Origin of the sequence: Rhodococcus sp. BH4 (genome assembly GCF_002079265.1) — a bacterium.
GTDB lineage: Bacteria > Actinomycetota > Actinomycetes > Mycobacteriales > Mycobacteriaceae > Rhodococcus_F > Rhodococcus_F qingshengii.
The window spans coordinates 3,051,429-3,064,129 of sequence record NZ_CP014941.1; the positions used below are offsets into that span (position 1 = coordinate 3,051,429).

Below are 12,701 nucleotides of genomic sequence, written 5' to 3' on the forward strand. Positions count from 1 at the left end.
ACACCGGATCGCCATGCTGCATTTGCGGGTGATCTGCCCGACCGAGCGCACCGAGCAAGTTCTCGGTGCGCTCGCGTCGCAGCGGGGCGCGACACACATCGTCGTGATGCGCGATGTCGCGGTTCATCCTGCCGGCGACATGGTGGAGGCCGACGTCGCCCGTGAGGCGGCAAACGACGTCGTCGATGCCCTGAACGAACTCGGCGTCGCCGAGGACGGCGGAATGACGCTCGTACCGGTCGAGACGGTGTTGTCGGCGGCGGCGCGCAAAGCCGAGCGTGACGTGCCTGGTGATCCCGCGGATTCCGTCGTGTGGGAGGAATTGCTGTCCCGCACTCGCGAAGAGTCGACTCTCAACGGATTGTTCGTCGCGTTCCTGACCATTGCGTGTCTGCTGGCCGCGATCGGCGTCGTGACCGACTCTCAGATCACGATCGTCGGCGCCATGGTCGTCGGTCCGGAGTTCGGTCCGCTGGCTGCTTTGGCAGTCGCACTCGTACGGCGGGATCGACGGTTGCGTCGGCGTTCGATTCTCGCGCTTGCCGTCGGATTCCCCATCGCGATGGGCGTGACGCTTGCCGCAACGTTCGTGGTGAAGTTCTTCGGATGGATGGACGTCGTCAGTCTCGAGTCACTCCACGAGGTCGATTTCGTATACAAGGTCGGGCCCATTTCGTTTGTCGTCGCGCTTCTTGCCGGTGCGGCTGGGATGCTGGCACTCGTCTCGTCGAAGTCCGCTGCCTTGGTCGGGGTGTTCATCTCTGTCACCACGGTTCCTGCCGCCGGTTTCGCGGTGGTTGCGGCAGCAAACGGAGAATGGCGGATCGCCGGGTTGTCGTCTCTGCAACTGGCTGTCAACCTGCTCGGGATCGTCACTGCCTGCGTGCTTGTTCTCTGGCTCAGAACCCGGGCCGACGAGGAATTCGAAGCAGCGTTGAAAGGCATTTCTCGATTTGTCGACGAGGACAAAACTCCATGACGTCGCAGGTTCGGAGTTCTGCTCACCGACAGCAAAATTCTCGAGAGAACTGTGTGCCGGTGTGGCGATTGGGGACTTTTGTCATCACCGCAGGTAGTCGGCAATTTCTGTTGCTGTGAGGCCTTGAATTCTCCGCTGCGAGCGGACGAGCTGGGCATGATCGGAGTCACTAACGGGTAAGTTGGTCGGTGATGACCGCATTACTGGCAGACCCCGTTTCCGAAGTCGTCGCAGCTGCTGAGCAGTTGCTGACACGCCGCACAGGGGCACCCGTAACCCTGGTGGATCCCGTAGATCTCGGGGGGAGTGGCCGCACCGTCGTGCTGCGCGTTCGCGTCGCCGAGAACCCGTTCTCCCTGCCCCGAACTTTGGTGATCAAGCAGGTCCGCGACAACTTCCAGGGAGCTACCAAAACAGCGATAGCGCTCCCGGCCGCGTCCGAAGGTGACTTCGACGTCGAGACCGCATTCCTTCGTGAAGCGGTGTCGTATCAGTTCGCCAACGCGCTTGCCAAGGACGCACGCCCCGGCGCCGAACTGTTGGCGTCCGACCTCGATGCTCGCCTCCTGATCCTGAGTGATCTCGGCGACGCCACCGCAATCAGCGTCCGACTCGAAGACTCCGACCCGGACACCGTCACTTACACGTTGATGGCCATGGCTCAGGCAATGGGACGCATGCACGCCGCGACCGTCGGCCGTGAGGACGACTTCACCGCACTGCTGCGTCGAGCCGAGGTTGCCCATTGCTCCGATGAAGTTGCGGATCAGGTGGGACGCGCAGTGACCGGTGTTCCCGCGATGTTGGTGGAAAGTCTCGGGATCGATGTGAGTTCGGACATTCTCGAGCAGGTTCAGCACGCGCAGACACTGTTCAGTGGCGGTCGGTTCCGTGCCTTCAGTCCGTCGGACTTGTGCCCCGACAACATCATCGTCAACGACGACGGCGTGCAGTTCCTCGACTACGAGTGGGGTGGCTACCGCGACGCCCTCCTCGACATCACCTACGCGTTGGTGTCTTTTCCCGGCTGCCTGTGCAACATCGACCTGACCGAAGAGCGGGCGTCGGCGATGGTCGATGCCTGGCGGGCCGAGGTCGTGGGGATGTGGCCCGCCCTGGCCGACGAGGCCGAATTGGGGCGCAGGATCGTCGAGGCCCAACTCATCTGGGTCTGGCTCAGTACCTATCTGTACCTGCCCGAGGATCATTCGCGTATCGCCGCCGTCCGCGAACATTATCTCTCGATTCCACGCGCCGACGCACTGGTCGGACGCTGGGCCAGGCTCGCACGCTCGGCTCAGCTCGCCGGCAACGACGCCGTCGAGGCACACGCCCGCGACGTCGTGGCGGCGCTGCGGACCGAGTTCAGCTGAGGCCCTGACCTATCACACACAGAAGGGCGCCCGTGCACGAAGCACGAGCGCCCTTTCTCGGTCGAGTCCGCTCAGTTGTCGGAGACCAGATCGTTCTCGGACAGGTCCGTCGCCGCGAGCGCCGTCGCCAGATCGGGATGCCGGAACGTCGACGTCACCTGGTCGGCCACGACTCGGAAAGCAGAGGCCAGGGTCGCTGACTTGTCCGGTTCGGCCGCCCACGTTGCGGTCTGTTCGACGACGACCACGCCGTGGTGGACGTACATCTTTCCGGGGACGAGCGTGATGCCGGCGTTGGTGGCCCACTCGCGCAGGGCAGCGAGTCCCTGGCTCGCGCCCTTGGGGCCGCCTACCTCGATGTCGTCACTCGACAACTGCAGCAGAGTGTCGACGTCTTGGGAGTTGAGTGCATCGTGCCACGCGAGGACGGTGGCGATCTCGGAGGTGCTCATGGCGACAACGCTATCCAATGCGGATTCACGACTGGGTGAGGGCTGGCGGAACAGCGGATTGTGTCGGGCGTCGGTGGTCTCTAGTAGCGTCGATTCGTGAGCGATTGGCAGGCGGAAGACAGTGTGGGGGCGAAAGACGGCGTGGTGGCGGAAGACGGCCTGTTCGAGGCAACTCCGGAGGAATCCGCGATCGTCGACGAACCAGATGTCGTGTCTGTAGCCGAGCGCGCCCTGTCCTCGGTGCCGCCCGGTGCTCCTCTGGCTGTCCGCATGCGTCCGCTCACTCTTGGTGAAGTGGTCGGTCAACAGCACTTACTCGGGCCCGGCGCGCCACTCCGCAGAATGGTCGAGGGGTCCGGCGCCGCATCGGTACTTCTGTACGGACCTCCCGGCACCGGCAAGACCACGCTCGCATCGTTGATCTCGGGTGCTACCGGCCGCCGGTTCGAGGCTCTGTCGGCTCTGTCCGCCGGAGTCAAAGAAGTCCGCGGTGTCATCGAACTCGCGCGCCGCCGCCTGCTGAACGGCGAACAAACCGTCTTGTTCATCGACGAAGTTCATCGCTTCTCCAAGACCCAGCAGGACGCCTTGCTCGCCGCGGTCGAGAACCGCATCGTGCTCTTGGTCGGCGCGACCACCGAGAACCCGTCGTTCTCGGTCGTCTCCGCTCTGTTGTCGCGCTCGTTGGTCCTGCAACTGCAATCGCTCACCGCTGCGGATGTCCAGGAACTGCTCGAGCGCGCTGTCGCCGACGAACGCGGGTTCGGCGGAGCGATCACGATCGACGACGACGCGATGGAACACCTCGTTCGTCTGGCGGCCGGCGACGCCCGCCGAGCCCTGACGGCACTCGAGGCTGCCGCCGGGGCTGCACTGGACACCGCAGGTGACGCTTCGGGCCCGGTGGTGCTCGACCTCGCGACCGTCGAGGCCAGTGTCGACAAGGCCGCGGTTCGGTACGACCGTGCCGGAGATCAGCACTACGACGTCATCAGTGCATTCATCAAGAGCATTCGTGGATCAGACGTCGACGCCGCCCTGCACTACCTCGCACGGATGCTGACCGCGGGCGAAGACCCTCGCTTCATCGCACGGCGTCTGGTGGTTCACGCCAGCGAAGACATCGGCATGGCTGATCCGATGGCGCTGCAGACTGCCACCGCGGCGGCGCAGGCAGTGCAGCTGATCGGTATGCCGGAGGCTCGTCTGGCGCTGGCACAGGCCACCATTCATCTGGCGACGGCTCCCAAATCGGGTGCGGTCATCGCCGCACTCGGCGCGGCCATGGCCGACGTGGCCGCCGGAAAATCCGGACTGGTACCGCCGCACCTGCGTGACGGGCACTACAAGGGCGCCGAGCAATTGGGCAACGCAGTCGGATACAAGTACCCGCACGACACACGTGATGGTGTTCTGCGGCAACAGTATCCACCGGACGATCTGGTGGGTGTCGACTATTACCAGCCCACCGCGCACGGCAATGAGCGGGAGATCGCCGATCGGGTGAGCAAACTTCGCCGAATAGTTCGTGGCTGACGCCTGCCAGGTTCCACCGGCCGACGCGTTAGTCTGGACACCCATAGCTCGACGCTCTTGAAGGTAAGGACCGGTTAGTGCAAACCCACGAGATCCGCAGGCGATTCCTCGACCACTTCGTCAAGGCCGGCCACACCGAGGTGCCCAGCGCCTCGCTGATTCTCGACGACCCGAACCTTCTGTTCGTCAACGCGGGCATGGTTCCGTTCGTGCCGTTCTTCCTCGGGCAGCAGACGCCGTCCTACTCACGGGCGACGTCCGTGCAGAAGTGCGTCCGCACCCTGGACATCGAAGAGGTCGGCATCACCACCCGCCACAACACCTTCTTCCAGATGGCGGGCAACTTCTCCTTCGGTGACTACTTCAAGAAGGAAGCCATCTCCCACGCCTGGCAGTTGCTGACAGGTTCGGTCGAGGACGGCGGATACGGCATCGATCCCACGCGCCTGTGGGCCACCGTCTACCTCGACGACGACGAAGCATTCTCGATCTGGCGCGACGAGGTAGGAGTGCCCGAAGAGCGCATCCAGCGCCGCGGCATGAAGGACAACTACTGGTCCATGGGCATTCCCGGGCCGTGCGGCCCCTGCTCGGAGATCTTCTACGATCGCGGCGCCGAATACGGCGTCGAGGGTGGCCCCGAAGCCGACGAGGATCGCTACATCGAGATCTGGAACCTCGTGTTCATGCAGAACGAGCGCGGCGAGGGCACCAACAAGGGCGACTACCCGATCCTCGGACCGTTGCCGAAGAAGAACATCGACACCGGCATGGGCGTCGAGCGCGTTGCGTTCCTCCTGCAGGGCGTCGAAAACGTCTACGAGACAGATCTTCTCCGCCCCGTCATCGACAAGGCCGCCGAACTGACCGGCAGTGTCTACGGGACCGACCACACTTCAGACGTCCGTTTCCGCGTTATCGCCGACCACGCACGCACCGCAGCGATGTTGATCGCCGACGGTGTGAACCCCGGCAACTACGGCCGCGGCTACGTCCTGCGCCGGTTGCTGCGTCGCATCGTGCGTTCGGCCAAACTGCTCGGCAGCGAGCAGCCCACCATGCGCGAGTTCATGATCGTCGTCCGCGACACGATGGCGCCGTCGTACCCGGTTCTGGAAACCGACTTCACGCGCATCGAGAACGTTGCCGTCGGCGAGGAGACCGCGTTCCTCAAGACGCTGGTTTCGGGTTCTGCTCTGTTCGAGAATGCTGCCGAGACGGTCAAGTCGTCCGGAAAGTCGGTCATCGCCGGCGATCAGGCATTTGCACTGCACGACACCTACGGCTTCCCGATCGACCTCACGCTCGAGATGGCGTCCGAGGCCGGTCTCACCGTGGACGAGGACGGCTTCCGCGCGCTCATGGCCGAGCAGCGCAAGCGCGCCAAGGACGACGCTCAAGCGCGCAAGCACGCCCATGCCGACCTCACGGTCTACAAGGAACTGCTCGACCGAGGTGCCACCGAGTTCACCGGTTTCGACGAGCTCGTCTCCGAGGCGCACGTCCTCGCACTGATCGTCGACGGTGTCCGCGTGCCGGTCGCGAAGGCCGGTCAGGACGTCGAGGTCATCCTCGACCGCAGCCCGCTTTACGCAGAGTCCGGTGGACAGATCGCCGACATCGGTTCGCTCACCGCTCCGGGCCTCGAAGCCAAGGTCAACGACGTACAGAAGATCGCCAAGAAGGTCTGGACGCACAAGGTGACGGTGCAGAAGGGCGAGATCACCGAGGGCGACGTCGTACTCGCGCACGTCGACGCCGAGTGGCGCAAGGGTGCAACCCAGGGGCACTCCGGCACCCACATGGTGCACGCGGCGCTGCGTCAGGTGCTCGGCCCCAACGCGGTGCAGGCAGGCTCGCTCAACAAGCCGGGTTACCTCCGCTTCGACTTCTCCTGGCAGGGCGCGCTGTCCGACTCCCAGAAGCAGGACATCGAGGCACTCACCAACGAAGCCGTGGCGTCGAACTACGCGGTCAACACATTTGTCACGGATCTCGACAAGGCCAAGGCGATGGGTGCGATGGCACTCTTCGGTGAGAACTACGGCGACGAGGTTCGCGTCGTCGAAATCGGCGGCCCGTTCTCGATGGAACTGTGCGGTGGCACTCACGTCGGAAGCTCCGCACAGATCGGTCAGGTAACGCTGCTCGGTGAACAGTCGGTCGGCTCCGGAATCCGACGCGTCGAGGCGTACGTCGGTTTGGACTCCTACCGCTACCTCGCCAAGGAACGCGCGCTCCTGGCCGGACTCTCCTCCTCGCTGAAGGTTCCTTCGGAAGAGGTGCCCGCCCGCGTCGAGGCGCTCGTCGAGCGACTCAAGGTGGCCGAGAAGGAACTCGAACAGACAAAGGCCAAGGCAGTGCTGGCGTCAGCAGGCGAGTACGTCGCCAAGGCCAAGCGCATCGGCAGTGTCCTCGTCATCGCCGAGCCTGCTCCCGCCGGAGTCGGCGGAAACGACCTGCGCAGCCTCGTCACGGACATCAAGGGTCGCCTCGGCTCCGAACCTGCCGTCGTAGCTCTGCTCGGTGACGTCGACGGCAAGGTTCCGTTCGTGGTCGCCTCGAGCAAGGCAGCTCAAGGTCTCGGTGTGAAGGCCGGTGAGCTGGTCGCGTCGTTCGGTCCCAAGATCGGCGGCCGCGGCGGCGGAAAGCCCGACATGGCCCAGGGTTCGGGTTCGGACTCCGCAGGAATCCCGGCGGCGCTCGATGCGATCCGGGACAGAGTCGGAGAGCTGGCGGGCGGCAGCTGACGGTGGTGGCTACGCAGCAGGGTCCCGATCGCCCCGGCATCGACGACCCTGGTCGCGGGCGGCGCATCGCCATCGACGTGGGCAGTGTTCGCATCGGCGTCGCGTCCAGCGACCCCGACGGCATCCTCGCGACACCGGTGGAAACGGTTCCACGCTCGAAGGAGCGTGGGCCCGACGCGCCGGATATCCGGCGCATTATCGCCATCGTGTCCGAATACGAGGCCGTTGAGGTTATCGTCGGACTGCCACAGACGCTGCGCGGTGAGCAAGGTAAAGCCGCCGGTATCGCGACTGCATTCGCCAAACGACTGCAGCGGGCCGTCGAACCGATCCCGGTGAGACTGTCCGACGAACGACTGACGACCGTCACGGCTGCGCGCAATCTCCGCGAAAGTGGAGTCAAGGCACGCGGCCAGCGACCGATGATCGATCAGGCTGCGGCGGTGGAAATCCTGCAAGGCTGGCTGGACGAGCGGAGTAGAGCTGTGAAACCAGGGGAGTCGTCGAAGGACGCTGCACTGGAGGGCGATCTGTGAACGCGCGGTGGGATGAGGGCGGCGGAAGCCGGCCCACCAGTTCGTTCGACTTCGACAACGACGAGACCATGGTCATGCGTGCACTGCCGCAGAACATCGATCCGCCGCATATGTCGCGAGCCGAGGCACGCAAGCAACGCGAAGCGCGCAACAAGCGCGCCAAGCGTGGCAAGAAGGTCGGCGTTCTCGCCCTGCTGGTGTTGGTGATCGCAGTCCTCGGTGTCGGTGCATACGGCGCTCTCTGGTACATGGATCGCAACAAGACCGCGGAGGATTTTGCCGGCCCCGGCGGCGCACCCGTGGTCATCCAGATCAACAGTGGAGAAACTGCATCGGAGATCGGTGCGACGCTCGAGGCGAAGAACGTCGTCGCGAGTTCCGCTGCTTTCTACAACGCGGCGATCGCCAATCCGTCTGAGATCCAGAAGGTGCAACCCGGCTTCTACCAGGTGCCGGTGCAGAGTAGCGCCGCGAGCGCACTCGACACCTTGGTTGCCCCGGACTCCCGAGTCGGCAGTGTTGTCATCGCCGAAGGGCGTCAGCTGCACGACAGTTCGGACGCGCAGACCGGCTCGCTCAAGAAGGGCATCTACAACCTCATTTCCGAGGCGAGTTGTGTCGGCCCGGTTTCCGCTCAGAAATGTGTCTCGACAGACGAATTGAACACTGCGGGAGCATCTTCCGATCTGGCTTCGCTCGGCGTGCCCGAATGGGCGATGTCGTCGGTCAAGAGCGTGCCGGACAAGGACCGTCAGCTCGAAGGCCTGATCGCCGCCAGCAGTTGGGATTTCGATCCCACTGCGACACCGACCGAGATCCTGCGGTCGTTGGTCGAGGGTAGCGCCGCCAAGTACGAGGCCACGGGAATTCTGACAGCCGGCAGCGGGGTCGGAATGTCTCCGTACCAGTTGTTGGTGGCAGCGTCGCTGGTTGAGCGTGAGGCGTTGCCCGCTGACATGGCCAAGGTCGCGCGGGTGATCGTCAACCGACTCGCAGTCGATCAGCCTCTGCAGTTCGACTCCACGGTCAACTATTCACTCGACACCACCGAGGTCGCAACCACGGATGCCGACCGTGAGCGCGTCACGCCGTGGAACACGTACGCAATGCCGGGTCTGCCTGCAACGCCCATCGCTTCGCCGAGCATCGACGCACTGAAGGCCGTGGAATCGCCGGCGGCCGGTGACTGGTTGTACTTCGTCACGATCAACAAGGAAGGCCAGACGCTCTTCACCAAGAGCTACGAGGAGCATTTGGCCAACATCGAACTGGCACAGCAAAGTGGGATTCTCGACAGTGGACGGTAGTACCGCGACTTCGCTCGCGACGCCACGTAAGGCGGCAGTTCTCGGAAGCCCGATCGCTCACTCGAAGTCCCCGTTGCTGCATCTTGCGGCGTACGCGGCTTTGGGGCTGAGCGATTGGACCTACGAGCGGATCGAATGCACCGGCGAGCAGTTGCCTGCCCTCGTCGACTCACTCGGCCCCGAATGGATCGGCCTCTCGGTGACGATGCCGGGCAAGATCGCAGCACTCGAATATGCCACCGAACGCACACCGCGAGCGGTGACCATCGGCTCGGCCAACACCCTGGTTCGCATCGACGGCGGTTGGCGTGCCGACTGCACGGACGTCGACGGAGTCAGCGGTGCGTTGATCGCCGGCGGTGTCGGCGATCTCAGCGGCACTTCGGCGGTAGTTGTCGGCGCGGGCGGCACCGCGCGGCCGGCATTGGTCGCGTTGGCCGACATGGGAGTTCGGACAGTCACCGTGGTCGCGCGTGATCCGGGGCGCGCATCCGGTGCCATCGAATGCGGCGGCGCGGTCGGGTTGGACATTGATCTGGTCGCCTTCGACGACGCACAGCTAGGCGGGATCTGTGCCGAATCCTCGGTTTTGGTCAGTACCGTTCCCGCGGAAGCGGCAGCGCCCTTTGCCCAGCAATTGGGGAAGGCGCGATTTGTCCTCGACGCGATCTACAACCCCTGGCCGACGCCACTTGCTTCGGTTGTCGAGGCGGCCGGTGGCACGGTGATCGGTGGCCTCGAGATGTTGCTCAATCAGGCCTTCGGGCAGGTAGAGCAGTTCACGGGCAAGCCCGCTCCGCGAGAGGCGATGGCAGCCGCTATCGCTTAGGTCTGTTCACAGTGTCGAGGTAGTCCACAAGACGATTCGTAGTCTGCCGCTGGCGAACGGCAGACGCCAAGCTCGAAACCATGTGGACATTGATGGTCTTGGCAGGCTCGGGGGTAGTCGCTGGCTTCGGAGCTCGGGCGATCGTCGACAATTGGTTGCGGCGACACGGTTATCGACCAGTCGTGACTTTCTGTTGTGTGCCGCAGTGCGCCGTCGCAACAGGCTGGGTTGTCGTCGGTGCGCTGAATACCTCGGTGGTGCAGTTATTTTCCGGTCTCGCCGTGGTGTGGTGGTGCGTCGCGATCTCGACTGTCGACCTGGCTGTGCGTCGGCTGCCCAACAGTTTCACGCTGCCGGGCTACGCCGTCGTGATGGTCTACGCGACGGTGTCGGGAACGGTGTGGGTGGCGGTGGTGGGGTCGGCACTGCTCGCCGGAATCCACCTCCTGGCGCACGTGATGTCGCCTGGTTCCATGGGCGTCGGCGATGTGAAGCTCTCGCTTCCTCTGGGCGCCGTGACCGGATTGGTGGGAGCGGACGCCTGGCTGTGGTCGTTGGTGTCTGCCTCGGTGCTCACCGCAACGCTGGGCACCGCGCTGGAACTGCGAAGACGAGGGCTGGTAGCCCACAATTCGCCCATTGCGCACGGACCCTCGATGTGCCTGGCAGCCTGCGGTTCGATTGCGTTTGCCTGGCTGACGTGACGAGTGCAACATCCGCGAGAAGTCTGGCGTTATTGACCGTTCAACGACGGACGGTGAACTGCAGGAAAGACGTAACCGTCGGTTTCATAAATGCGGGTATTGCCAGCGCGCGGTCCCAGTATGCGGCGAGTCGGACTTGCCGAATGTCCACATCCTGACGTTCACTGAGGTTTCGGAAATGGGACAAAACGAATCTCGTTTCGCACTCGATTATCGGGGGAACCTATGCGCACAAGGCTTTTCGTCGCTGCGGCAGCCTGTTTGGCGGCTGTGGCTGCAGGAGCGGGCGTCGCCGGCGCCGCGCCTGCACCTTCATCGGTGGCACTGGGCGGGGGCTCAGGAATCCTGCTGCCGGACGTGGATCACTCCGATCCTGACCGAGTTGCAGCATGCACGTTGACTGCGGTCGGCTACGACAACGCCGGTTCTCTCGTGGCACTCACCGCCGGACACTGCGGAGTTGTCGGGGACCGGGTGTTCGCCGAGTACCTGCCCGAGGCCGGACCCATCGGTCGGTTCTCTTACTCGAGTCCGGTCTCGGACATCGCCGTGATCGATCTCGACGACGCCAAGGTAGCTCCGCTGCGTACCGTCGGCGGCACGACGATCAACGGAATCGGCGCCCCGCCGGCACCGGGCACGATCGTGTGCAAGGAAGGCCGTTCGACCGGCAACACGTGCGGTATCACCTGGGGTTACGACTCCGTCTACGGTGAGATCGTCGAGCACACGTGCTCGATTCCCGGTGATTCCGGTGGACCGCTCGTCGTCGGTGACCGCCTGGTGGGCTTGATCAGCAACGGCTACCCGCCGTACTGCTTCGAGCCGCTTCCGCCGCCGTTCCACGCTCCCGACAACTCGGCGGACATCAACATCGGTTTGGCTGACATCAACGCAAACGGTGGAGGATTCCGCCTGTTCTAGACCCACAGGTACCTCTGAGATGGCCCACACGCCTCGTGCGTGTGGGCCATCTGTGTTCACCGGGAGGACCACTGTGACAACTGAGGTCTGCGACGTGGAAAGATGGTCGGCGTGCTGCGTTGGATAACTGCCGGAGAATCCCATGGTCCCGCCCTCGTCGCGATGCTCGAGGGCATGGTCGCGGGGGTCGAAGTGACCTCTGAGGCCATCTCGTCCGAACTTGCCCGTCGTCGACTCGGTTACGGCCGTGGCGCACGGATGAAGTTCGAGGCCGACAAGGTCACCATCATCGGCGGTGTCCGCCACGGATTTACGCTCGGTGGCCCCGTGGCCATCGAGGTCGGCAACACCGAGTGGCCCAAGTGGGAAACCATCATGTCCGCCGACCCGGTCGACCCGGACCTGCTCGCCGATCAGGCTCGCAATGCCCCGTTGACGCGCCCGCGTCCCGGACACGCCGATTACAGCGGCATGCTCAAGTACGGCTTCAACGACGCGCGTCCCGTCCTCGAGCGCGCCAGCGCTCGCGAGACCGCAGCCCGCGTGGCCGCTGGAACCGTCGCACGGTCCTTCCTGCGTCAGGTATTCGGTGCCGAGGTCGTTTCACACGTTATTTCCATCGGTGCTTCCGAGCCGTACGTCGGACCCGTGCCGGAGGGCAAGGATCTCGACGCGATCGACGCGAGCCCGGTCCGCGCATTCGACAAGGCTGCAGAAGAGTCGATGATCGCCGAAATCGAATCGGCGAAGAAGGACGGCGACACCCTCGGTGGCGTCGTGGAGGTCGTCATCCACGGCCTGCCGGTCGGACTCGGCACTTTCGTCAGCGGCGCCGAGCGTCTCGATTCACGACTTGCTGCTGCTCTCATGGGAATTCAGGCCATCAAGGGTGTCGAGGTCGGCGACGGCTTCGAGACCGCGCGCCGTCGTGGCAGCGAAGCTCACGACGAGATCCGTCCGGGCCCGGACGGCATCGTGCGCTCCACGAACCGCGCAGGCGGAATCGAAGGTGGCATGACCAATGGTGAGGCTCTTCGAGTTCGCGCCGCGATGAAGCCGATCTCGACGGTTCCGCGCGCTCTGGCGACGGTCGACATGGAGAGCGGCGAGGAAGCGGTTGCCATCCACCAGCGCAGCGACGTGTGCGCGGTTCCGGCCGCCGGCGTCGTCGCCGAGTCGATGGTCGCGCTCGTGGTGGCTCAGGCCGCACTCGAAAAGTTCGGTGGTGATTCCATTGCTGAAACCACTGCCAACTACCGTCGTTACGCCGAGGGCATCGCAGCCCGACCGCCTCGATAGGACTCACGTATC

Annotated in this window: 11 protein-coding genes; 10 read left to right on the forward strand and 1 reads right to left on the reverse strand. The window is 64.2% G+C overall.

Features of this window, described 5'->3' with window-relative positions; translation table 11 throughout:
- Positions 1 to 13 precede the first annotated feature (13 nt).
- Positions 14 to 979 carry a DUF389 domain-containing protein gene (locus tag A0W34_RS14270; RefSeq protein ID WP_007728045.1) on the forward strand — a complete coding sequence of 322 codons (966 nt, stop codon included), beginning with the start codon at positions 14 to 16 and terminating at the stop codon, positions 977 to 979.
- Between the two features lie 191 nt (positions 980 to 1,170).
- A complete protein-coding gene (locus A0W34_RS14275) occupies positions 1,171 to 2,352 on the forward strand; it encodes a kinase (RefSeq protein ID WP_030536429.1) in 1,182 nt (393 codons plus the stop codon).
- 71 nt (positions 2,353 to 2,423) lie between these two features.
- Here the strand turns inward: A0W34_RS14275 and A0W34_RS14280 are convergent, their stop codons facing one another.
- On the reverse strand, positions 2,424 to 2,804 hold the full coding sequence (locus A0W34_RS14280; RefSeq protein WP_003944973.1) for a nuclear transport factor 2 family protein: 381 nt from the start codon (positions 2,802 to 2,804) through the stop codon (positions 2,424 to 2,426).
- 96 nt (positions 2,805 to 2,900) lie between these two features.
- On the opposite strand from A0W34_RS14280, the gene A0W34_RS14285 reads away from it, so the two are divergent.
- The 8 genes from A0W34_RS14285 (at position 2,901) to aroC (ending at position 12,689) form a co-directional block, all read left to right on the forward strand.
- The gene (locus A0W34_RS14285) at positions 2,901 to 4,340 is read left to right on the forward strand and encodes a replication-associated recombination protein A (RefSeq protein ID WP_370852743.1); all 1,440 of its coding nucleotides are present in this window, start codon (positions 2,901 to 2,903) and stop codon (positions 4,338 to 4,340) included.
- Positions 4,341 to 4,417: 77 nt separating this feature from the next.
- A complete protein-coding gene (alaS, locus tag A0W34_RS14290) occupies positions 4,418 to 7,090 on the forward strand; it encodes an alanine--tRNA ligase (protein WP_081557838.1) in 2,673 nt (890 codons plus the stop codon).
- A gap of 2 nt (positions 7,091 to 7,092) precedes the next feature.
- Positions 7,093 to 7,626: a Holliday junction resolvase RuvX gene (ruvX, locus tag A0W34_RS14295; protein ID WP_003944838.1), complete on the forward strand. Its 534-nt coding sequence runs from the start codon at positions 7,093 to 7,095 to the stop codon at positions 7,624 to 7,626.
- Positions 7,623 to 8,933: an endolytic transglycosylase MltG gene (gene mltG / locus A0W34_RS14300; protein ID WP_042445689.1), complete on the forward strand. Its 1,311-nt coding sequence runs from the start codon at positions 7,623 to 7,625 to the stop codon at positions 8,931 to 8,933. The genes ruvX and mltG overlap by 4 nt, the downstream gene beginning before the upstream one ends.
- Positions 8,923 to 9,762, forward strand: a complete 840-nt coding sequence (locus A0W34_RS14305) for a shikimate dehydrogenase (RefSeq protein WP_081557839.1) — start codon at positions 8,923 to 8,925, stop codon at positions 9,760 to 9,762. Before mltG ends, A0W34_RS14305 begins: the two co-directional genes overlap by 11 nt.
- Before the next feature lie 182 nt (positions 9,763 to 9,944).
- Positions 9,945 to 10,466: a prepilin peptidase gene (locus A0W34_RS14310; protein WP_232330040.1), complete on the forward strand. Its 522-nt coding sequence runs from the start codon at positions 9,945 to 9,947 to the stop codon at positions 10,464 to 10,466.
- A gap of 225 nt (positions 10,467 to 10,691) precedes the next feature.
- Positions 10,692 to 11,390, forward strand: a complete 699-nt coding sequence (locus A0W34_RS14315; protein ID WP_007728030.1) for a S1 family peptidase — start codon at positions 10,692 to 10,694, stop codon at positions 11,388 to 11,390.
- Positions 11,391 to 11,501: 111 nt separating this feature from the next.
- A complete protein-coding gene (gene aroC, locus A0W34_RS14320; RefSeq protein WP_081558810.1) occupies positions 11,502 to 12,689 on the forward strand; it encodes a chorismate synthase in 1,188 nt (395 codons plus the stop codon).
- Positions 12,690 to 12,701: the final 12 nt, after the last annotated feature.